At 65.4% G+C, this 22325-nt stretch carries 22 protein-coding genes; 19 read left to right on the top strand and 3 right to left on the bottom strand.

Features of this window, described 5'->3' with window-relative positions:
* Positions 1–351 (bottom strand): IS200/IS605 family transposase (gene tnpA / locus F561_RS0115020; RefSeq protein ID WP_040380923.1); only part of this gene is annotated, 351 nt, incomplete at its 3' end.
* Positions 352–588: 237 nt separating this feature from the next.
* Between tnpA and F561_RS0115015 the strand changes: the two genes are divergently transcribed.
* The 11 genes from F561_RS0115015 to F561_RS0114960 all read left to right on the top strand — a co-directional run bounded on the left by F561_RS0115015 (position 589) and on the right by F561_RS0114960 (position 12309).
* The gene (locus F561_RS0115015) at positions 589–1014 is read left to right on the top strand and encodes a hypothetical protein (protein WP_157451898.1); all 426 of its coding nucleotides are present in this window, start codon (positions 589–591) and stop codon (positions 1012–1014) included.
* Positions 1015–1586: 572 nt separating this feature from the next.
* A complete protein-coding gene (locus F561_RS0115005; protein WP_019010782.1) occupies positions 1587–1862 on the top strand; it encodes a hypothetical protein in 276 nt (91 codons plus the stop codon).
* A gap of 355 nt (positions 1863–2217) precedes the next feature.
* On the top strand, positions 2218–3894 hold the full coding sequence (locus tag F561_RS0115000; protein ID WP_019010781.1) for a DNA repair helicase XPB: 1677 nt from the start codon (positions 2218–2220) through the stop codon (positions 3892–3894).
* 56 nt (positions 3895–3950) lie between these two features.
* Positions 3951–4247, top strand: a complete 297-nt coding sequence (locus F561_RS0114995) for a hypothetical protein (RefSeq protein ID WP_019010780.1) — start codon at positions 3951–3953, stop codon at positions 4245–4247.
* Positions 4244–6673 (top strand): helicase-associated domain-containing protein, encoded by a 2430-nt coding sequence (locus tag F561_RS0114990; RefSeq protein ID WP_019010779.1) that lies wholly within the window; start codon positions 4244–4246, stop codon positions 6671–6673. Before F561_RS0114995 ends, F561_RS0114990 begins: the two co-directional genes overlap by 4 nt.
* Before the next feature lie 231 nt (positions 6674–6904).
* Entirely contained in the window at positions 6905–7561 is a 657-nt protein-coding gene (locus F561_RS0114985; RefSeq protein WP_026298941.1) for a GntR family transcriptional regulator, read from the top strand.
* 50 nt (positions 7562–7611) lie between these two features.
* The gene (locus F561_RS0114980) at positions 7612–8781 is read left to right on the top strand and encodes an ABC transporter substrate-binding protein (protein ID WP_019010777.1); all 1170 of its coding nucleotides are present in this window, start codon (positions 7612–7614) and stop codon (positions 8779–8781) included.
* A 127-nt stretch (positions 8782–8908) separates the two neighbouring features.
* Complete coding sequence (locus tag F561_RS0114975) at positions 8909–9796, top strand: branched-chain amino acid ABC transporter permease (RefSeq protein WP_019010776.1); 888 nt, start codon at positions 8909–8911, stop codon at positions 9794–9796.
* A complete protein-coding gene (locus F561_RS0114970) occupies positions 9793–10794 on the top strand; it encodes a branched-chain amino acid ABC transporter permease (RefSeq protein ID WP_019010775.1) in 1002 nt (333 codons plus the stop codon). Before F561_RS0114975 ends, F561_RS0114970 begins: the two co-directional genes overlap by 4 nt.
* A complete protein-coding gene (locus F561_RS0114965) occupies positions 10791–11555 on the top strand; it encodes an ABC transporter ATP-binding protein (RefSeq protein ID WP_019010774.1) in 765 nt (254 codons plus the stop codon). The genes F561_RS0114970 and F561_RS0114965 overlap by 4 nt, the downstream gene beginning before the upstream one ends.
* Positions 11548–12309, top strand: coding sequence for an ABC transporter ATP-binding protein (locus F561_RS0114960; protein WP_019010773.1), 762 nt, complete (start codon positions 11548–11550; stop codon positions 12307–12309). Before F561_RS0114965 ends, F561_RS0114960 begins: the two co-directional genes overlap by 8 nt.
* A gap of 77 nt (positions 12310–12386) precedes the next feature.
* On the opposite strand, the gene F561_RS0114955 is transcribed toward F561_RS0114960, so the two are convergent.
* Positions 12387–12599: a hypothetical protein gene (locus F561_RS0114955; protein ID WP_019010772.1), complete on the bottom strand. Its 213-nt coding sequence runs from the start codon at positions 12597–12599 to the stop codon at positions 12387–12389.
* A 660-nt stretch (positions 12600–13259) separates the two neighbouring features.
* Here F561_RS0114955 and F561_RS0114950 point away from each other — a divergent pair.
* The 7 genes from F561_RS0114950 to F561_RS0114920 all read left to right on the top strand — a co-directional run bounded on the left by F561_RS0114950 (position 13260) and on the right by F561_RS0114920 (position 20295).
* Positions 13260–13472, top strand: a complete 213-nt coding sequence (locus F561_RS0114950; protein ID WP_157451897.1) for a hypothetical protein — start codon at positions 13260–13262, stop codon at positions 13470–13472.
* A gap of 141 nt (positions 13473–13613) precedes the next feature.
* Positions 13614–14642, top strand: coding sequence for a hypothetical protein (locus tag F561_RS0114945; RefSeq protein WP_019010770.1), 1029 nt, complete (start codon positions 13614–13616; stop codon positions 14640–14642).
* A gap of 11 nt (positions 14643–14653) precedes the next feature.
* On the top strand, positions 14654–17353 hold the full coding sequence (locus F561_RS0114940; RefSeq protein ID WP_019010769.1) for an autotransporter outer membrane beta-barrel domain-containing protein: 2700 nt from the start codon (positions 14654–14656) through the stop codon (positions 17351–17353).
* A 68-nt stretch (positions 17354–17421) separates the two neighbouring features.
* Positions 17422–17916 (top strand): phage tail protein, encoded by a 495-nt coding sequence (locus F561_RS0114935; protein ID WP_019010768.1) that lies wholly within the window; start codon positions 17422–17424, stop codon positions 17914–17916.
* A 109-nt stretch (positions 17917–18025) separates the two neighbouring features.
* A complete protein-coding gene (locus tag F561_RS0114930) occupies positions 18026–18553 on the top strand; it encodes a phage tail protein (RefSeq protein ID WP_019010767.1) in 528 nt (175 codons plus the stop codon).
* 48 nt (positions 18554–18601) lie between these two features.
* Positions 18602–19120, top strand: a complete 519-nt coding sequence (locus tag F561_RS0114925; protein ID WP_019010766.1) for a phage tail protein — start codon at positions 18602–18604, stop codon at positions 19118–19120.
* Complete coding sequence (locus tag F561_RS0114920; RefSeq protein ID WP_019010765.1) at positions 19120–20295, top strand: type 1 periplasmic-binding domain-containing protein; 1176 nt, start codon at positions 19120–19122, stop codon at positions 20293–20295. Before F561_RS0114925 ends, F561_RS0114920 begins: the two co-directional genes overlap by 1 nt.
* 154 nt (positions 20296–20449) lie before the next feature.
* Here the strand turns inward: F561_RS0114920 and F561_RS0114915 are convergent, their stop codons facing one another.
* Positions 20450–21781: a lasso peptide biosynthesis B2 protein gene (locus F561_RS0114915; RefSeq protein ID WP_019010764.1), complete on the bottom strand. Its 1332-nt coding sequence runs from the start codon at positions 21779–21781 to the stop codon at positions 20450–20452.
* 167 nt (positions 21782–21948) lie between these two features.
* Here F561_RS0114915 and F561_RS0114910 point away from each other — a divergent pair, with 167 nt between their 5' ends.
* Positions 21949–22209: a PqqD family protein gene (locus tag F561_RS0114910; protein ID WP_019010763.1), complete on the top strand. Its 261-nt coding sequence runs from the start codon at positions 21949–21951 to the stop codon at positions 22207–22209.
* Positions 22210–22325 lie beyond the last annotated feature (116 nt).

The raw sequence follows: 22325 nt of genomic DNA, 5'->3' as shown, positions 1-22325 counted from the left end.
GCTGACGTTGCCTGCCGTGCTGACCCAGTAGGAGCGCGTCCAAAGTCCTGGCATCGTCTGCAACTGCGGGAATTCCTGACGCAACACGCGGGAGGTGTAGCCCTTGATGGCGTGCATCACCTGAGTGGGCGATACATCCGGGTCGGTGCCGAGGAAGAGGTGAACGTGATCCGGCATGATTTCCAGCGCCACAATCGTCCAGCCCAGTTCGGCGGTCTTCGACTCCAGCAGCTCTCGGAGTCGTTGTGCAACAGCATTCACCAGTACCTTTCTGCGCCGCTTCGGACAAAACACGAAGTGGTATCGCAGCAGCGACACAGAGGCGTTTTTGTGAACGTAAGGCGTCGGCACATCCACAGTGTAGCCCAGTTGGAAGGTGGCGTAGGGCTTTGGATTCAGCCTTCAGCATCAGCACCCCGCCCTTCGGGCGGCTGGGCTATCCATCCCAGGGATAAATCCCTGGGCTTTCCGCCCAGACCCTTTTCAGTAACCTACGTCTTCGGTGAGGCGACCCGGGAAGCGGACAGTCAGCTCACGCAGATGCTCATTGATGCAGGATTGGCCAGAGGACCCGCAGAGAAGCTGGCCATGGAATTCCCCGCCAACGTCAAGGAGGGCGCAGAGTTGGCCAGAGCCATCCTGAATTCCGATTACCGCACCCGCGTCCGCAGCAAGGGTGCCCTGATCGTCGATGTGGTCCGCACGTACGGCAGCGGCAAGTACAGCTGGCCGGACGGGGTCAAACCCAGCCGGGTTATCGAGCAGACCAAGGCGGATATCAGGCAGCGCACGCTCGTTGAAGAGGAACTGGTCTCAACTCAGCCATTGACGCTGGAGGATTTGGCGAAATCAGTGCAGTTTCTGCTCAAAATCAGTGCCCAAGAACTGATGGGTTTGCCCTTCGAGACCCTTGAAGAGCTGCAGCGGAACGCCTTGGGCAAGATGGACGGGGAGCGGCGCCTGGTGGCACAGAAAGCAAAGCTGCTGCTACGAGAAAGCTCCTCTTTGAGCTAGGGACTGAAAGCAGTAAGCAAGTGGGCAGTGCCCTTGCAGAACCTCGGGCGCGTTGCTACCCACATTCATACCAGAGCCATATTCTGTGGCGGAACCGCGGAAGAGCCGTAAAACTGAGGCAGTCCCACCGATCACCTCGCCTCCACTCCCCTCAGGCCTCCTTGGTAGCCATGGCAGAGGGTCAGACTGTAAGCTTTGATAAGAATCCGGGGGTGTCAGGTGGCGTTCTGGACAAGCCCACTGATGGAGGTCAGCAGGGCACCGCTATCACAAGCGTTGAATTTGCTGTCCGTCCGCAGCCGGATTCCTCAACTCAACGGAAGAGGTCATGCGAGTGGTTCACCTTCTGGAAGGTGAACCTCTTCAACTCAGTGGGCGCGGCGCCATCGGGCGGTGGGTCGCAGAAGTCCTTCCCCGGTCCGCCACTCAACACGTCGTCCTGCAGGGGCGGGGCTTTCAGCCGGGTCAGGAGGCGCCGTATTTCGTTGGGCATCAGCTGCTGTCCCGCCTGTGGACCGCTGGAGGCCGCAAAGCCACGTGGTGGTGACCCACCGCATCATTGAGGGGGCGGCGTGGAAATTGTGCGGGCCTATGCGGTGGGCCTGGCCTGCGGTCTGGGAATCGGCACCGTGATGTTCGGAGTGCTTTCTGCGCTTCGCACGGCTGGAATTCCTCCGTTGGCGCTGTTTACGCTCGAACTCCTGATTGGCGCGGGGCTCCTGACCACTGTGGTGTTGTTCGGCCCTCCCAGCGAATTACAGCGGCTCGCCCGTCCCTTGCCCCGCGCCCTGACGGAGCGGTTACGCCGCTGGCTCAGCACCATCAGCTTTCCAGGCGAGCGGACGTGACGCCTGATCCGGCTGGCCGTACAGACTCGGCCACCCTGACCCACAGGCGCCTAGAGACGGATTTGCCCCATCCAAACCGGGAGCAAGGCGGCGTACGCTCAACGGAACGAGGACTGCACTGGCTTAACGCAGCCGGGAGTCCGCCCTTAACCGACCGCACGCCCGACCACCGCCACCGATTCAGGGCAACCCTCATCCAACATGCGTTCTGACCCTCCTCCCACCTTCCCCTGAGTCACCGGGATGCTCAAGAATTGCTGCGGTAACGCGGCGCAAGCGGTCCGTCACGAGACACTGTGCAAGTGGTGGCCTTCCCCCATTCGGTTCCCTTGGCCGAACCTGTCAAACTTCCCCCATGTCGTTCGACCCGTCGAATCCGCTGATTGTGCAGGCTGACCGGAGTGTCTTCCTCGAGGCGTTCAATCCGCGTGCCGAAGCTGCACGGACGGATATTGCGCCGTTTGCCGAGCTGATGAGCAGTCCAGAGCACCTGCACACCTACCGGGTGACGCCGCTGTCCCTCTGGAACGCGGCCAGTGCAGGCATGACGGCCGGGGCGATGGTGGACGCCCTGGCCCGGCATGCCAAATTTCCGCTGCCCGGCAATGTGGCGGCGGATATCCGCGAGCTGGCGAGCCGCTGGGGCCGCTTGAGACTGGAACAGTACGACTCCAGGCTGCTGCTGCTCGTCATGGCCGGAGACGAAGCCCTCCTGACCGAGCTGACACGCCACCAGGGGATCAAGCCGCTTCTGGGTGAGGTGATGTCACCGACCGTCGTGACCGTACCGGCAGCGCACCGCGGCGTGCTGAAACAGGCCCTCATCGAGGTCGGCTGGCCCGTGGACGATCAGGCCGGCTACACCGACGGCGACGCCTGTGCCGTGCAGCTCTCGCCCGCGCTGCAGGTCCGGGGATACCAGTGGGAAGCCGCCCAGGCCTTTTACCGTGCGGGAAGCGAGAAGGGCGGTTCGGGGGTGGTGGTGCTGGCCCCTGGAGCGGGGAAAACGGTGGTGGGTTTGGTCGCCATGAGCCTGGTGGGACAGCGGACACTGATCCTGACCACCAACCGCACCAGCGTCAACCAGTGGTCCCGCGAACTCCTGGGCAAAACGCAGTTGATGCCGCAGGACGTCAGCGAGTACGCCGCCGGAACACCGCTGACCCCAGTCACCCTCTGCACCTACCAGATGCTCACCCACCGCAGGCGGGGCAGCCTCAGCGGAGATCACGGCGCCTACCCGCACCTCGCCCTGATCGGCGCCGCCGAATGGGGCCTGATCATTTACGACGAAGTTCACCTGCTGCCGGCTCCGGTGTTCCGCCTGACCGCCGAAGTGCAGGCCCGGAGGCGCCTGGGGCTGACGGCGACCCTGATCCGCGAGGACGGGCGGGAGAACGACGTTTTCGCCCTGATTGGTCCCAAACGCTACGACCAGCCCTGGAAGACCCTGGAAGAGCAGGGCTGGATCGCCCAGGCGCATTGCCTGGAAGTTCGCCTGCGCCTGCCCCCTGAAGAACGCCTGGAGTACGCGCTGGCCACCGAGGCCAACAAGCACCGCATCGCGGCCGAGAACCCGGCCAAGCGCGCCGTCCTGCAGCAGGTCATGGCGCGCCATGCGGGACTGCCGACGCTGATCATCGGCCAGTTTCTGAATCAGCTGGAACTGATCGGCGCTGACCTGGAGGCTCCCGTCATCACGGGGAAGACGCCGCAGCGGACCCGGGAGGAGCTCTTTCAGGCCTTCCGGGAAGGCCGCCTGAAGACGTTGATCCTGTCCAAGGTGGGCAACTTTGCCCTGGACCTGCCCGACGCCGAGGTGCTGATTCAGGTTTCAGGTGCCTTCGGTTCGCGTCAGGAAGAGGCCCAGCGCCTGGGGCGGCTGCTGCGGCCCAAAGCCGACGGACGCGCCGCACACTTTTACTCCCTGGTCACCCGCGAAACCAGTGAAGAGGATTTCGCCCACCACCGCCAATTGTTCTTGGCCGCACAGGGATATTCTTACGGCATTCTGGATGAACATGAGGTCTGAGCCTGAACAGAACGCCCCTGAGCGTCCGGCCCCTCTCCAGCGGCACCGGAGTTTTCATGACTGACGCCCCGAAAAAACGCAGCCCACCGACCAGGCGTGCCAAAGCGCCGCCCACAGATCCGGCGTCCCTGCCGCTGTCCAGGGTGCAAACAGTGGTGGCACACCGTCCGCTCAGTGTGCTGGAAGTGCAGGACAGCGCCGATTTGGACGCGCTGCTGCTGGACACCCGCCTCGCGGGGCAGATCGTTTCGCGGCTCGGCCCCACCTTTGCGCTGCTGACCCCCGGCAGCGAGAAAGCTGTGCTGGAGGCCCTCCGCAAGGCAGGCCACCTGCCGAGGGTGGTGGGTGGATGACGGCGGGGCGGACCACAGAATGGATCTCACCGCTGCGTCTGGAGCAGATGGCGGATGTGTACGGCACGGGCCATTTCAACCGGGTGGCCAAACGCTACAGCGGCGAGAAAGGCTTGAGCAGCAAGGCCGCCAGCCGGGAGGCGCTGGTGACGACCTTTGCCCATCCGGCACGCCTGGACGCCCTGGTGGCCAGTCTCCATCCCACCGAGTTGCAGCTCCTGAGCGAGGTGCGTCGGCAGGGCGGGGCGATGGACGGCTGGGCGCTGTACAGCTTCGCGCGGCTGCGCGGCCTGACTGCGCCGCCGATCAAACTCACTCCCTCCCCGCTGAATCTGTTCGAGGGCTACAGGGGCGCGGAGTTTGCCGGGGCGGACCTGCTGTGGACGCTGTTTGCCGACGGCCTGCTGTGTCCAGCCTCCGTACCAAATCCTTGGTTGCGCGACGCCTACGCTTACGCCCACTACCGGCCCTTTGGGCACCTACCGCCGTCGTGGGTGCTGGCCGATCCACGCCTGCTGGCGCGGTTGCCAGCGGTGGGGGCCGCGCCCCTGACCATGACGCCCGTGGAGGCCGGCACGGCCCAGCTCCCCAGCAACACGCAGGCGGCCGCGCGGCCGGCGCTGCACCTGCAAGAACTCCTGCGTGGACTGCGGTTGTTGGGCGGTTTGGGGGTGACCCAGGCGGGCACGTACAACAAGGCGGCGCTGGGAAAGCTGAGCAAGACGCTGCCCGCCCTGCAGGACATCGGGAGCTGGTTGACCGTAGCGCAGCAGCTTGACCTGGTGCAGTTGGACGCGGCGGGCAAGCACCTGGAGGTGAACGCAGAGCGGGCGCGGGCCTTTTCCGAGGCTGGCCCGGTCCCGCTGCTGGGCCGTGCGGCGCAGCTGGTGGGCACGTTGTACAGGCCCGAAGACCAGGAATACCGCCTGCCGCAGGGTGGGGCGCTGCGTTCCTGCCTGGCCGCGCTGCTGCGTGCCCTGCCCTCCCCCGTCACCGAACCCGAGTTGCTGCGGATCATGAACGCGCTGATCCCGGCAGAGCTGCGCCTGCAAAAGTACGATTACCATCAACTGATGAGTCGGCAGGGAACCGACCCACAGGCGTGGGCCGCCTGGTTGGCGGCCACCCTGCGCGGCACCTTGACAGAGTTCGGGCTGGTCAGCGTAGAGCAGCGTGACGGCGCCGCGGTGGTGATCCCGAACGCCGCGCTGCACGCCGCGGCGCAGATCCAGCCCGAACGCCCGCGCGCCGTGCCCGCGCCGCCCGCCTGGATCTTGCAGCCGAACTTCGAGTTGCTGGTGTATCCGGCCCAGCTCCAGCCGCAGCAATTTCTGCTGTTGCAGGCAGCGGAGGCCGTGCGCTTTGACCCCCAGACCGCCACCTACCGCCTGACCCGCGAGAGCGTGTACGCGGCGCTGGAAGGCGGCCTGAGTCAGGAAGCCCTGCTGGACGGCCTGCGGGCAGGTTCGGCCACGCCCCTGGCCGCCAGCGTGCAGAGCACCATTCAGGACTGGGCGGCGCGGCGGGAGCGCCTGACGGTCCACCGGGGGGTCACCTTGCTGGAATACCCCACCCGCGCCGAGCGGGACGCCGCGCTCCGTTCAGGCGGAACGGCGGTGGGCGACACCCTGCGGCTGCTCGGGCCGGAACAGAAGATTCCGTCAGGCGTCCCCCTCCTGAATTACGACCAAGCCCCCGCAAAAACGTTGAAATTCAGTGCAGACGGCTCATTTACCGTGACGGGCGAACTGGATTTCCTGACCCGCCAGTTGCTGGAAGGCCGCCTCATGGCCGCTGGGAAAGAGAAGTACACTGTCCGCCCAGCCTCACCGGGCGGCCTGCCCAGTTCTTTTCTCAATGATCTGGAAGCCCGCAGTGTGGGCCGTCTGCCCGCCACGCTGCGCCTTCAACTGGGCGTCTGGAGCGGGCAGATGCCGCTCCCCGGCGTTGCCGCGGTCACGCTCCTGCAACACCCACAGGCGCAGGCCCTGGCGCAACATCCTGCCCTGAAAGAGTTCATTGGCCCCAGCCTCGGCCCCACCCTATTCACCGTGCAGTCCGGCAAAGCGCAGGCCCTCGAAACGGCACTGGGCGCCCTGGGCCTGGCCCCAGACCACAAGATTGCTGTTCCGCAGGGCGCGGCGTCCGACCTGCTGGTGATCACCGACACCCGCAAAAAGCGCGAGTTTCTGGAGGAAGCCATCCGCAACGGTCACAACCTGCTCCTCCAGTACAACGAGGAAAAAACTGTCGGCTCCGGGTGGTACAGCAGCCGGATCACGGCGGGCAAACGCCGCCTCGACGAATTTCAACCGCTGCGGATTGACCGTACTGGCTCCACCCCCTATCTGGAGGCCCGCGACCTGAAAACCGGCGAGAAGGAGCGCATCCGTATTCAGTACATCCTGGGAGTGGCCATCCGCTAGGGAGATCACCCCCATGAACTGACCGGAGTCCGGTGAAAGGCCGGACCCTGCCGAGTTCAGCCTGAGCCGCGCGGGAGAGGTGGGCCGGGGCAGGAGGGCACGCCGACGCCTTCCGCAGCCGCTCGGCCCACCGCTTGTAATTTTACCTGTTGCATGTAACACTCAATCTCGTTCCACAACTTAACAGCAGTTCAGATCATCCGCAGCCCTGCCTGCGCGGTGAAAGGAGGGGTGACGTTGCTCAAGCCAGTCGCCAGCGCGCGGGTCGTGGACGTTGTCCGTGAACGGTTGCGTGGCGCCATTCTGAGTGGGGAACTTGCGCCGGGCAGCCGTCTGAGCGTGCCCGAACTGGCCCGGCAACTGGAAGTCAGCCGCTCTCCGGTGCGGGAAGCGGTGCTGCTGCTGGTCGGAGAAGGACTGGCCGTCGAGCACTCGCGGCGCGGCGTGGAGGTCGTCAATCTCACCCTGACCGATCTGCTGGAACTGTACGAACTGCGGGCCAACCTGGACAGCCTCGCCGCACGGCTGGCCGCCGCCCGCATGAGCAGTACCGATCTGGCTGCGCTGCGGGGCGTACTGGACGCCCAGGGCGCGGCGGCCATCGGAGACTGGCGGGGATTCCGGGAACTCGACGCCCGCTTTCATCAGATCATCGTGCAGACCAGCGGCAATGGGCGGCTGGCCCGGCATGCCGAGCTGCTGGCGCGGGAGATGCGGCTGGCGGGGCCGCTCCACATCAACGAAAGCTGGCACCTGAAACAGAGCCACGAGGAACACCGCGAGATCGAACGCGCCCTGCGGCAACGGGACGCCCCCGCCGCCGAACTCGCCATGCACGCCCACCTGACCCGCGTGGCCCACACGGTGGCCGCCCATCAGCGCCGCTGACGTCCATCCTTTCACCCTCTCTTCCCTTCCCCGTTTTCTAGGAGCCTGCCATGCGTAAAGTTACCCTCCTGACCCTCGCCCTGACGCCCCTGTTGGCCCTGCCCGCCAGCGCCCAGAGCGGCACTGGAACCATCAAAATCGGGGCCATCACCTCGGTCACGGGACGCTTCGCCGAATTCGGCAAGATGCAACTGGCCGGATTCAAGGTCGGGGTGGCCGAAGTGAACCGCAAAGGCGGCATCGGCGGGCGCAAGATCGAACTGATCATCGAAGACAACGCCAGCGACGTGAACAAGGGACTGGCCGCCGCCGAACGCCTCGTGAACGCCGGAGTGCCGCTGGTGCTGAACGAGTACTCCAGCAGCCTCGTGAAGGCGCAGGCGCAGTATCTGGCCCGCCAGAAGGTGCCCAATCTGGTCATCACCAGCAGCGGCGACGACATCACCAAACCCGGCAGCGACTATATTTTCCGGCTGAATCAACCGGCCACCGAGTACGCCCGCGTGATTCTCAACATCTTCCGGGACAACAAATTCAAGAGCATGGCGATCATCGCCGGAACCGGAGCCTTTGAAAAGAGCGTGGCCGACGCCGCCCAGGACTTTGCCAAGCTGTACAACATCACCATCGTGGAAGACCAGCGCTACGACAAGGGCCTGACCGACTTCCGGCCCGTGCTGAACCGCATCAAGGCCAAAAACCCCGACGGCATTCTGATGGTCAGCTACGCCGAAGACAGCGTGGCCCTGATGCGTCAGGCGCGTGAAGTGGGCGTCAAACCCCGCCTGTTTGCGGGCGGCGCGGCGGGATTTGCCCTGCCCGACTTTATTAAAGACAGCGGCAGCGCGGGTGAGAGCGTGATCACGGCCACCGCGTGGGTGCCGCAACTGCGTTACGCGGGCGTGCAGAAGCTGAACGTGGACCTGAAAACCGCGCTGGGCGGACAGGAACCCAGCTATCACGCGGCGCAGGCCTACGCGGGCGTGATCGTGGCCGCCGAGGCGATCCGCAAGGCCGGCAGCACCGACCGCGAGAAGGTCAAGGCCGCGCTGAACGCCATCAACATGACCACCGCGTTTGGCCCGGTGCAGTTCAAGGATTACGACGGCTTCCGCAACCAGAATCCGCTGGCGATGGTGGCCCAGCAGGTGCAGGGCGGCGTGTTCGTGCCGATCTACCCCAAGAGCGTGGTTCCGCGCCCCATCAAGTTTGAACGCTGAAGCCTGAACCCGGACGGGGCCGCTCTCAGGCCCCCCGGCCTTTTTCAAGCTTCCGGCGCGGGGGGCGAGCAGGACTCTCTGCCCCCCCCGCGCCCCACCTCTGCCTCCCCGCTTGCAAGGAGCCTGCATGGACTCAGCCTCGGTCACCGCCTTCTTTCAGACGCTGGTTCAGGGCCTGCTGACGGGTGGGTTGTACGCCCTGATCGGCACGGGCCTGAGCCTGATCTTCGGCGTCATGAAGGTCATCAATTTCGCGCACGGCGACTTTCTCGCCATCGGCATGTTCATCACGCTGGCGCTGTTCAAGGCCTTCCATATCGACCCCTACCTGAGTTTGCTGGTGGTCGCGCCCGCCGGATTCGCGCTGGGATTCGTCATTCAGCGGTTTGTGCTGGCCCGGCTGGGAGACCGCCTCGGTGAAGGCTCCATGCTGGCGACCCTGGGTCTGGGCCTGATCGTCAGCAATACGCTGCTGCTGACCTTCGGGGCGCAGCCGCAGAGCATCAACGTGCCGTATGCCACCAGCACCTTTCAATTTGCGGGCGTGCAGGTCAGCGTGTCGCTGCTGGTGGCCGGGTTGGGTACCCTGGTCGCCATCGTGGGTCTGAATCTGCTGCTGTACCGCACCGAGCTGGGCCGCGCCATCCGGGCCACCGCCCAGAATCCGCTGGGAGCCGAGTTGCAGGGCGTCAAGACCACCCAGATTCAGGCCATCGTGTTCGGGCTGGGCGTGGCGTTCGCGGCCATCGCGGGCGTGCTGCTGATGCCGCTGCTGTACACCTTTCCCACGGTGGGCGAAAACTACACCACCAAAGCCTTTATCGTGACCGTGTTGGGCGGCCTCGGCAACCTTCCGGGCGCGGTGGCAGGCGGGCTGGTGCTGGGCGTCATCGAATCGCTGGGGGCCTTTTACATCAGCAACAATTACCGCGACGCCTACGGACTGATCGCCTTTTTGCTGGTGCTGCTGCTGCGTCCCGAAGGACTGTTCGGCAAGACGGTGAAACGGGTATGACCGCTGCCGCGACCCTTCCCCGGCCCCGCGCCCTCACCTTCGGCAACCTGTGGCTGTCGGGGGCGCTGCTGGTCGTGATCGCGCTGTATCCCTTCGTGTTCGGCAAGGCCATGAACTTTGGGGTATCCACCCTGATTTTTGCGGGCCTCGCCATGAGCTGGAACATTCTGGGCGGCTGGGCCGGACAGACCAGCCTCGGCCACGCCGCGCTGCTGGGCATCGGCGCGTACACCATGACGCTGCTGGCGACGCCCGAACGCCTGCCCGCCTTTTTGCCCGCGCCGCTGGCTCCGTGGTGGGGCGCATTGGTCGGCATGATTCTGGCCGTGCTCCTGGCGGCCATCTGGGGCGGCCTGACCTTCCGGCTGCGGGGCAGTTACTTCACGCTGTCTACCATCGCGGTGGCGCTGGTGCTGCGGCTGGTCGCCATCAATTCGGAATGGACAGGCAGTTCAGAAGGGCTGTTCATGCCCGAACTGCCGACCCTGTTCGGGCTGGACCTGTTCGACCGCAAGGTGGAATACGGCCTGGCGTTCGCGTTCGTGCTGCTGACCCTGATCATCACGCACCTGATCCGGCGCTCGCGGCTGGGCTACGGCCTTCAGGCGGTACGCGAGGATGAAGACGGGGCGCGGGCGCTGGGCATCGATCCCACGCGCATGAAACTGATCGCCTTCATGATCAGCGCCGCCCTGACCGCGCTGGGCGGCAGCATCTACGCCGTCTACCTGCAGGCCTTCGAGCCGCACACCCTGCTGGAACTGCCGATCAGCGTACAGATTGCGCTGATGGCGATCATCGGTGGGCGCACCTCTATTCAGGGGCCACTCATCGGGGCCCTGCTGCTCAGCATTTTTGGCGAACTGTTCCGGACCGTGTTCAGCAGTGCCAATCTGCTGATCTACGGCGTGCTGATTCTGGCCGTCACCATCTACGCGCCCAACGGCCTGATGGGACTGTTCCGGCGCGGCGGCCTCAAACTGGGCGTGAACAGATGACGGGCGTGGCAGAGTCCAGGGGCGTGCCCGCCGCTGAACGGGCCGCGCCGCTGCTGACCGCCGAGGGCATCACCATCCGCTTCGGGGGCGTCACCGCCGTCAAAAATATCAATCTCAGTGTGCGCCCAGGCGAGATTCTGGGACTGATCGGCCCCAACGGTGCAGGCAAAACCACGCTGTTCAACGGCCTGACCGGATTCGTGCGCCTGAGCGAAGGGCGCGTGACCCTGGACGGGCGCGACATCACGCATCTGCAACCGCAGGCCCGGTCACGGCTGGGCATGGCCCGCACCTTTCAGGTCGAGCGCCCCTTTGAAGACCTGAGCGTGCTGGAAAACGTGCTGGTGGCGGCCTTCCTGCGTCACCGGGGCCGCGCTGCCGAGGACCACGCCTACGCCGTGCTGGAGCGTGTGGGGCTGGCTGACCGGGCCGCGCAGCCTGCCGCCGAACTGAATCTGGCCCGCCGCCGCCGCCTCGAACTGGCCAAGGCGCTGGCCCTCGAACCCCGTCTGCTGTTTCTCGATGAAAGCATCGCGGGCCTGAATCCGCCTGCACAGCAGGAAATGGTGGCCCTGATCCGCGAACTCGCCCAGTCGGGCCTCGGCATCGTGATGGTCGAGCACATCATGCACGTCATCATGACCCTGTCGGATCACGTGATCTGCATGGCTTTCGGGGAACTGCTGGCCGAAGGCCACCCGGCAGACGTGGCGGCCCACCCGGACGTGATTCGCGCCTACCTCGGAGACGACCATGACTAGCCTGCCTTCCGCCCCGCCCGCCGCGTCCTTCGTGAATGCCCAGGACCGCGTGCTGAACGTAGAAAATCTGGAGGTGGCCTACGGAGAGGTGCAGGTCGTGTTCGGCGTGGGCCTGCATGTGTCTAAGGGCGAGTTGGTGGGACTGGTGGGCGGCAACGGCAGCGGCAAAAGCACCATTTTGCGCGTGCTGTCGGGGATGCTGAGGGCGCGGGCCGGAACCGCGGCCTACCGCCAGCACAACCTCAACGGCGTGCCCCCTCACAAAATCACCGATCTGGGTGTGGCCCACGTACCGATGGGCCGCCAACTGTTCGGGCAGATGACCGTGGAAGAAAACCTGTTGATGGGCGCGTATCTGCCGCGCACCCGCGCACGCCGCGCCCAGAATCTGCAAAAGGTCTACGACTTTTTTCCCCGCCTGGTGGACAAGCGCAGCACGCCCGCCGCTGCCCTGTCGGGCGGCGAGCAGCAGATGGTCGCCATTGGCCGCGCCCTGATGAGTGAACCCGAGGTGCTGCTGATGGACGAACCGAGCCTGGGCCTCGCGCCGCTGGTGGTCTCCGAAGTCATGCGCGTGATCGGCTCTTTGCGGGAACTGGGCCTGACCGTGCTGCTGGTCGAACAGAACGTGCGGCAGGTGCTGAAGGTGACTGACCGAACCTACGTGCTGGAGCTGGGCAAACTGGTGAAAGTCGGCCCTAGCCGCGACCTGATGGGCGACCCCGACATCATCAAGGCGTATCTGGGGGTGTGAGCCGCACTTCTGGTCGGCCGAAGATGCCTCCGTGTTTCCACCCGCCTCAGCCACAGATCGAATCTGAGCCGTGACTCTCAGGGCCGTTCATTGCCGCGTCTGTCGTTTCCGGTGATGCGGGCAAGAAGCTGCTGGCGGGCGTCTTCGTTCTGGGTGCCTTCCAGCGCCTTGTTCAGCCGGGCAGCGCGTTCACCGCCCAGAGTCACGACGATGACCCGGCCACCGCGTGAAATACGAACCAGGCCGTTTTCGGTGGTCTGTATGCTGAAGGGGTCATCCTCAAAGCCCATTCCTGATTGTCGTTGGCCGGGTCACTGCCGCAGCATGAGCCAGCGGCGCGGCAGATCCCGCCGTCACTCTACGGGTTCACGGCCGAGGCACCACAACCGCCAAGCCGCCTGACTTCCCAGACTTCAGGCTCCAGAGGCGTACTGGCGGGAATGCTGGACAGTTCATCACCGACGACCCTTTCGTGGTCATAGACATCCCTTCCGACTCTGGGCAGACTGGACAGGATGTCGCCTCACCAGGAGTTTCCCTCAGGCCTCATCCCGACGGCGGTGCTGCGTGAGAGGTGCCCAACACGTTCAGAAACACAGCGTACTCCTCCCACTCCTGAAAGCGTTCAAAGCAGGTGGACTTGGGTGGATAATCCGGTCAGGGAAGTCACTCCCACTGCATATCAGTAGGGAAAACCCACAGGAGACATTTCCAGCAACTCTCTATCATCTCGCCGGACGACCGCAGCGGGTCCGCTTTTCAGGAGCCCCACGTTCTCAGACAAAAGCCCCTGCCAGCGGCATAGAGATTTATCTTCCAGGTCAGCCACTTGATTCCCGTCGCCCCGGAGACTTGGCCTGAACTTATTGCCACTCTTGGGCTCTTCTATGCCCCCAATATCAAGAGATCAAGGCCCCTCTCTAAAGCCGAAAACTTAACATGTCCTTTGGATGATCGACTCTAAAATGAAGATTGTGAAGCAAAAGCAAGAGATTATAAAGTCAACCGATGAGAGTGCTGCGGCCAAGCCTCTGCATTCTGCAGTGAGCACTTATCTTCCCCCACAACTGACGCCGCTGGGACGCTGGGAAGCCGTGACCCTGATCCAGTCGGTTCCTATTGGTCCCGGCAGCTTCGGCTTCCCTTCCGACGACAGTTACTAGCTGCTGGCAGGCGCAGGGATCTGGACTGAGACGCGGCGCCATTTCTGGCTTCTCCTTTTTCTGGAGCGGCCGTGACGGGTCCGGGCGCAACAGGTCAACCTGATGCACTTTTGGGGTAAGCGCAGTGGAGGAGCAAGAGGAATGACTTTGATCACCGTATCCCGCTCTTGGCCGGTGGTGGTTGGCCTGGGCCTGTCGCTGATGGGCTGCGCGTCGACCCAGACTCCGCCGCACCCCCAGGGAATGCAGGCCCTGGGCCTGATAGAGATCAGCTTCGATCAGATCGGCTCTGGGCAGGTTGCCAGCACGGTTCGGCCACTGGTTCTGCCCGAACAGGGGGCCGGCATCGATCTCAAGGCCCTGAGCGTCAGCGTCTTTGATGTCGGGGCGCGCAATGCAGGCGGCACCCGCTATATCACTTCGACCTACGCCGTTCGCAATGCGGCGCAGGACGGCACGCCCTCGGCCACGGCCCGGCGCAATCTCACGCTGATCGCAGTCGGGTTGCCCAGCAATGCAGACGGCACCGCCTTCCGGGGCCTGACGACTTTTGACGGTTCAGCGGTGCCGGGCGGCACGGCGAGGCTCCTCAAACCCACCCACGCCATGCAGTACTCGCCGCTGGCCGGCGGGGCCACGCTCTCCGGGGGCGGCGAGGATCTGCAGGTGTTTACGGAAGCCGAAGTCCTGCCGGGCAGTTTTTCGCAGGCCGGAACCCCGGTCAGCACGTACGCGCAACTGGGCGTGCAAACGGTGTTCCCTTACGGCTATGTGGTGCATACCCCAGCAGGCGGGCGCACCCTGACGGCCAACCCCGCCGCCGGCCAGTACGACGGACGGGTGGCCCTGAGCGTCAAATTGCCCCTCCAGCCCGACGACGCCCAGCAGGTGCCGCCGCAGGGCAATCGGCGCGATCCCTGGGCCTTCCGGATCACCTTTCTGGTGGTCGAAGACCCCGATACCCGCATCACCCAGAGTCTGGAAGAACAGTCCCTGGGCGACGCGAGCGTTCTGGCGCGTGCCGCCACCGTCAATCCCACCCTGATCAATACGCTGCCCGGAACGGGATACGCCAGTGCCGCGTTTCCTTCCCGCTTGGTCTGTCAGGTTCGGACGGCTGACCTCGTCGGTGCGCCGACCGCCGCCTACCTGGTCAACGGGTGCCCATGAGGAGAGCTGCCATGCGGGCCATTCCACTGACGTCTGCCGCTGTGTTGGGAACGTTGCTGCTGGGAGCGTGCAGCTCTCCTGCGGTCCCTCCCACGGCCGCTGTCCCCTCCGTCACTCTTCCCAATGTGGACGTCGGTGAGGTTCCTCCGGCCACCGTACCCGCCGCTCCCCAGGCCGCCGAGCTGACGCCGCTGGGCGTGGTGAAGATCGCCTTTACCGGTCAGGCCGACGGCAGTTTTACGGCGCAGCAGATTCCCCAAGCTGGCCTGGGGACGCAGGCCCTCACCGACCGGGGCGGCATTCAGCTGGAATCCCTGTCCAATGGCTCGTTTACCCTGGGTCAACGGGGGGCGGGCGGCATGCGCTACCTGTACGCCACCTTCCGGGTCAGAAATGCGGCCCAGAACGGCACGCCCTACGCCAGTGCCCGCACCAACCTGACGCTGGTGGCCGCCAGTACCCCCAGCACCATCGGAGAAACAGCGCTGGGCAACCTGACCCGCTTCGACGGCAGCGCCGCTGATCCGGCCATTGCCCCGACCATCCTGCCCACGCACGCCATGACGCTCGACCGTCTCAATGACCGGCCCACACCGCTGAACGGGGCCGAAGATCTCCAGGTGTTTGCGGAGCAGGAAGTCAGCGCGGTTCCGGCAGGCGCGGTGCGTCTCTTCCCTTACGGCTTTGTGGTGCGCAACAGAACCACCCCGGGCAGCCGCACGCTGGGAGCGAGTCCCGCCGCCAATCAATTCGACGGCGTCGTCACGCTGGCGGTCAAAGTGCCGCTGCAGGCCGCCGTGGCTGATGATCCCTTCGGCTTTACCATGTCCTTTGAGGCCATGGACGACAGCCTGACCCGCGTGACCGAAAGCGTGGAGGAGCAGGGGGCGGGCAGTCAGGCCAGCGTCCGCGCCGCCGCGCTGGGAGCCGCCACCCCGGTGGTGACGCTCTGCGGCAGCAGCTTTGCGGGCAACACGGCTCTGTTTGTGGGGTCGGCCACTACGGCGGGCAACACCAACCGACTGGCGCAGTTGGGCGGCGACCTGGCCCTGAAGTCTCCGGTGGCGGCCCTGAGCGCCATCGGCAATACGCGCCTGAACGTGCCCGCGGGCGCAGGACTGGCCGGGGCCTACTCGGCCTATGCCGGAGCCAGTCCCAGTTTCAGCGGCCAGCCCAGCAGTGCGCGGGGCGGAAACGTGAGTGTGGAGCCAGCGGGAGATGTGGTGTTCCGGCCCAAGGTGGGTGACGGAGCGCCTGCGGTCACCGACCGCCTGACCTACCGCGTGACCGATGACCGCACCTGCTCCAGTCCGGACATCAACGTGGACGTGAATGTGGCTGGCCGGGTCTGGTACGTGAACAACAGCGGCAGCAACGGCGATGGCCGCCAGGAGACCCCCTTCAGTACCCTGCTGGGCGCCCAGAATGCATCGGGCGCGGGCGATACCCTGTACGTGGCGCGGGGCAACGGCACCACCAGCGGCCAGAACGCCGGAATCACCCTGAAAAACAATCAGGTATTGCTGGGCGAGGGGGTGCCCCTGACGCTGGGAGCCACCCCCATTTTGCCTGCGGGCAGCAGTCCCAGCCTGATCGGTCACGCTTCCGGGGTAGGCATTACCCTGGCCCAGAACAACACCGTTCGGGGCCTGGGCATCACGGGCCAGACCGCGGGACTGTCGGGCAGCACGTTCGGCACCCTGACCGCCGATACCCTGAGCGTCGGGGCCACGGCTGGCCCGGCCCTCAACCTCAGCGCCGGCGTGCTGGCCGCGTCTTTTACCCGCCTCGACTCCTCTGCTTCGCCTTCCAACGGGCTGACCCTCAGCGATGTGGGCGGCACCCTGACGGTCAGCGGAACAGGCACCCCCGCTTCAGGCGGCACGGTTTCCGGGGCCGTCCTGAGCGGCGTGTCCATTCGTCCCCAGAACCGCCTGCTGAATGTCAGCCTGAACTGGATGCGCCTGCAGAACAACGCTGGCCTGGGCGTGGATTACAGCACGGCCTCCAGCGAAACCGGGCGGGCCAACATCGTCGCCACCAACAACGTCTTCCTGGACAACGGCAGCACCGCCATGCAGTTCCGGCACGATGGGCAGGCCGACGCGCAGGTCACCTTCTCCAACAACACGGTCACCAACACCACCTCGCAGGGGGGCGGCTTTACCTACCGCAGCACGCACGCCAGCGCCCAGAACGATCAGGGCTACGTGCAGGGCAATCAGGTGAACCTCAATCCCCTCGGCGCGGGCAACGGCCTCTCGCTGATCGTTGCAGGTACAGGAACGGCCCGCTTCGCGGTCAACAACAACACGGTCAGCGGCTACGGCAACTTTGGACTGGAATTTGCCGCCAGACAGAAGACTGGACGGCTGGACGTGACGGCCACCAACAACGTCGCGCAGACCAACGTCGGCTTCGGCCTGGAAAGCATGATGCTTGAAAGTGGTAACGGCACGCCCGCAGAAAACACCACGCTGTGCGCCAACCTTTCGGGCAACCTCATGCGCGGCAACCTCAGTGATCCCAGTCTCACGGGCATCTACGTGTGGCAGGTGGGCAGCAATCCGCTGGCCCTGCAGGGCCTGACCGGGGGCGGCAGCAGTCCTGCCAATGTCGCCGCTTTTGTGAGCGGCCGCAACGCCCCTTCGACCGTGTTTGCAGACACCACCAACGTCTCCAATCTGACCTGCAGCCTGCCGACCTTCTGAGCGCGCGCCAGAGGCCCGTGGGCCCCATTCCAGACAAGTTCTGTTTCTCCTCACGCAAAGGACGGTTTATGGAACCTTTTCTTGGTCAAATCGATATCCTGGCCTTCGGATTTCCGCCGAAAGGCTGGGCGCTGTGCAACGGGCAACTCCTGTCCATCCAGCAGAATCAGGCGCTGTTCAGCCTTCTGGGCACCACCTACGGCGGCGACGGCAGAACCACCTTCGCGCTGCCCGACTTTCGGGGACGGGTGCCGCTGCATGTGGGCAACGGCTATATCCCGGGCGACCGGGCCGGAGAGGAGCAGCACACGCTGACCTCCGGCGAGTTGCCCGCCCACACCCACCAGGTGCAGGCCCTCACCGCGGCGGGCACGGTTCCTGTTCCTGCGGGCAATCTGCTGGCCAGCGCCGCCCTCTACGATTCCAGCAGCGCGGCCCTGAACCAGATGGCCCCGGCGTCGCTGTCCGTGGTGGGCGGCTCACAACCGCACAGCAATATGCCGCCAGTGCAGACGCTGAACTTCGTGATCGCTCTGGTCGGCACTTTTCCCTCGCGCAACTGAAGGTCTGGGGACACGGTCTGGGCCGAAGGTGCCCCGGTCAATCCAGTGGCCCTCCCCGCCTGCACCCCATTCAAGACGCTGACCCCTCCCCGCACCACAGAGGCCTGATATGAGCGAGTACATAGGAACGATTCGGATGTTCGCGGGCAATTTTGCCCCTGTGGGCTGGCTGATGTGCAACGGCCAACTCCTGCCGATCTCGGAGTACGAGGTTCTGTTTACCCTGATCGGCACCACCTACGGCGGCGACGGCCAGAGCACCTTTGCGTTGCCCAATTTGCAGAGCCGCCTGCCGCTGCATATGGGAAGAAGCTTGAGCGGCACCACCTACGTGCTTGGAGAGCAGACTGGCACGGAAAGTGTCACGCTGACCTCCAACCAGATCCCTGCCCACAGTCACGCGCTGGTCGCCAGTACGGGACCCGCGCCCACTCCTCCTGTCCCGTCTCCCGCGGGGCAGTGGCTGGGCCAACCCGCCACGGGTGACGTGTATATCGGTGCAGGCAGGCGGCCCACGGCGCTGGCGGCCCAGGCGGTCACGGTCAGCGGCGGCTCGCAGCCTCACACCAACATGCCTCCGGTGCTGGCCATCAATTTTATCATCTGCTGGGCAGGAATTTTTCCTTCTCAGGCCTGAACGTTTCCCGAGCACCCCGGAGCAGCACGCCCAGATCAAAGGACGACCATGGAACCTTTTATTGCAGAAATTCGGATGTTCGCCGGAAACTTTGCTCCGAACGGCTGGGCGCTGTGCGACGGCCAGATCCTCTCCATCTCGCAGAACACCGCCCTGTTCAGTCTGCTGGGCACCACCTACGGAGGCGACGGCAGAGCGACCTTCGGCCTGCCGGATCTGCGGGGCAGGTCGCCGCTCGGGATGGGGCAGGGGCAGGGCCTCAGCGAGTATGTGCAGGGGGAAATGACCGGTCAGGCACAGGTCTCGCTGCTTCAGCAGGAAATCCCCGCGCACATCCATACCCTCAAAGCTTTTGATACGCCCGGCACCAGCACGGCGCCCACAGACCGCTCGTTGGCCCGCAGCACGGAATTCAGCGCCTATGGCCCGGTAGGGAGCGCGGTGACCAGTCTGGCCCCGGCCTCGCTGTCTCCGGCGGGCGGGTCACAGCCCCACAACAACATGCCGCCGTTTCTCACCGTGAATTTTATTATTGCCCTCGTCGGCATTTTCCCCCAGAGGCCCTGATGCCCAACCTCATTTCTTCGCGCCGGAGTCTGCTCAAAGCCCTTGCTGCGGCGCTGCCGCTCGCTGTCACCGGCACAGTGGGCGCACAGGTGCAGGCCGCCCGCCCGGCTGTGCGTCCGCTGCGGTTGGCGCTGGTGGCCCCGGCCTTCGGCGGCCCTGCCGACCTGACCGAACCCTTTGTGCGTGGCCTGACTCCCGTGCTGCGCCGAACAGGCACCGAACTCAGCATCCACCTGACCGGCCCCCGCCTCAAGCAGATCAGCGCGGCCACCCGGGCAGCGTTGTCGGCCCGCCCCGACGCTCTCATTGCGCTGGGAGACGGCCTGGCCCGCCTGATGCAGCCCGCGCTGGCCGCCGCCCCTCTTCCGGTCATTGCCGCCGAGGTGGGAGCCCGCATGCCGGACAGCGGGGCAGCCCTGCCCCTGACCCTGACGACCAGCCTGCACGCCTGGGAAGCCGAATGGATGCACGGCAGCCTGCTGGGTCAGCGGGGGCGGCCCACCCACCTGCTGATGTCGCTGCTGGAGAGCGGTTATGACCTGCCCTTTGCCTTCACGGCGGGGCTGAGCAGTGCCCGCGGCCTCCTGACGGGAACCACCATCGTCAACGGAGCCGAGACGTATTCGCCCGCTGCACTGGCGCAGCTGGTCAGGGACAGCGGGGCCGCCCACATGCACCTGATCGCCAGCGACCTGACCAACGCCCCCGAGATCTTGCGGGCCTGCGTCCGCCTGGGCCTGCAGGTCACGGTCGGGAGCCTGACTGCCGGCGCGTATTCCCGCGCACTCAGCTGGCCGGACGCGGCCTCGGCGGTGGGCATCAGTTCGGCCAGAGAGCTGGGACAGCCGGGGTGGGAGCAACCGGCACAGGCCACCCCCAGCCAGACCCTCACGGCGCTGGGCTACGACACTGGCCTGTGGATCGCGGCAGCGGCGCAGCACCTCACACAGATCACGCCTGTGGCACTCGTCGCGGCCCTCTCTGGCGTTCAGGTGGCCGGGGTGCGGGGAGCGCTGAACATGGACGCCTCAGGGCTGCTGCGTGCGCCGCTGCACCTGCAGGACGCAGGGGGCCGCCAGACGCCCCTGGCCTCCGCGCCGACCACCCATCCTCTGCTCACGGCCCACCGCACCGGCCTCCGCAGCGGCTGGATCGAGCCTTACCTGTTTGGCTGAAAGCTGCTGCTCAGGACACAGCAAGGAAAGTCAAGGAACTTGCCGTTCTCCTGAACGTTTAGGAGACGCTGACCTATGGCCCGGTCAACCGACAAAAACGCTGGTCTCCCTGTTCTGGTTTCGCTGCACGCTGCCCCTAACCAAATCTTCCTGATCAGGCGGGGTCAGCGCCCCATTCAAAGACCGTGCGGAACTGCTGGCGCGCATTGGGCTCAGCGTAGGCGCTCAGCTCGCCCCGGTCGTCTTCGACCCACGCGTGCCCGATGACGGCCCCAGAGGCGCTGCGGGCCACACCACTCACAAAGACCGCCGGGTGGCCCAGCCGCCGAAGCAGGCGGTAGGTGGCGTAGGCACGCGGCACACACGTGCCGATTCTGGATTGCCGTGGATAGGCCAGTCTGGTCAGCAGGGCCACCACCCTCACGGCAGGATCGAGCCTCTCAGGGGGCAGATGCGCGGAAGCAGGCGGCGTCCAGCGGTGCAGGTGGCCGCGGGGATCGCCCCCCTGCCGCACGGCCCGCCACGCCCAGTACACGTCGGGCAGCACGCGCGGCACCCAGTACAGATGATGGGGAAGCTTGTGCCACCGGCTCTGCCACAGCAGCAACCGGGGGTGATACCCGTCGCGCCGCAGGCCTGCCAGCAGTGCGGCGCGGGTGCCTGCCTCTTCCAGCGCGAACTGCTGCCGGAAGGGGTCACAGACCTGAGTGAAGGCCTGCCAGGTGAAGACCGCGCCCAGCATTGCCGCCCTGTCCTTCAGAGCGCCGGGCGTCAGGTCATGCCGGGCCACCAGGGTTCTCAGATCGGGGTAGTCTGCGGGTTTCAGGCCCCCCGCATCGCCGCCCCAGCAGCGCCCCAGAGCCACATTGACCAGGGCCGCGTCGACAGGACTGGGCCGCCAGACCGGCAGGCCGTCCCAGTCGGTCAGACGCGCCTGTGCCCACACCGCCCCGGTCAGGTACCGTACGCGTTGGGTTGATCCTGCGACCCAGCCTGTCACGTAGCGGTGAACATCCAGGCGGATGTGCCCGTCCGGGCTGTACAGGTGGGCGCACTCGTGCGTCCACTGGGAGGGGCGGGCGTGCTGACCATCGCTGCGCCACCCATGCGCCAGGGCCAGATGCACGGCCCGGCCGATCTGGTCCGGGTCATCGGGAATCAGGACATCCACATCGCCGTAAAAGCGCTCACCGGGGGTGGAGTATTCAAATTCGGCCAGAGCGAAGCCTTTGATCAGCATGGCGGGCACGCCTGCCTGATGCCACAGCCGCAGCAGAGGCCGGAGCTCAGCACGGATCAGGGCGTGACGTGCCCCCAACTGGAGGTGATCGGTACGCAGAACCTCCCGCAGAGGATGCCCGGCCGGCAGGCGTTGCCGGACCTCACCGCCCAGGCAGGCGGCCCGCAGTGCAGGCACATCTGCCGCACCCACATCAGGCGGCGTGGTGGTCAGGGCGCGGACTACCGGGCTTGCAGGAGAGGCCATCCATCCGAGTCTAGAGCAGCGGGCCATCCGCTGCTGTCATGGCCTCCGGTCAGGGCGGTGGCAGGAGATGAGCTGGTTTTCACCTCCGGCTCTTCTGGCCCCGGGCGCTGAGCATCAGTTTGATCTCTGGGCTTTATCCGCTGGGCCTCAGGCGCTAGCCTGCAGCCATGTGGGAAGCGAATTCTGAGGTCTTGACCACCGATCTGGGGGATGAGTTGGTGCTGATGGATCCCCAACGCAGCGTGATGTTCAGCCTGAATCAGACGGGACGGTTGATCTGGCAAGCCCTGCCGGCCTCCGAACCGCAGCTCAAGACCCTGTTGATGGAAGGCTACGGCCTGGAAGACGCGTCAGCCGAATATGACCTCAGGGCGCTGCTGAGCGATCTGGAGGCCTGCCAGCTGGTGCGGCGGGCAGCCGTTCTCTGACGCATTGAGAAAGCTCTCCCCTGTCTGCTGGGATCAGCTCGCCAAGACCGATAGTCCAGGATTTTGAGGGTTCTTGCCTGTGCTCTCACTGAGTCCTGTGGTTGGGTCACGCTCCT

Origin of the sequence: Deinococcus aquatilis DSM 23025 (genome assembly GCF_000378445.1) — a bacterium.
In the GTDB taxonomy this organism is placed as follows: Bacteria; Deinococcota; Deinococci; order Deinococcales; family Deinococcaceae; genus Deinococcus; species Deinococcus aquatilis.
The sequence above is the reverse complement of the archived record's forward strand: the minus strand, read 5'-3'. Positions and strand labels throughout refer to the sequence as shown.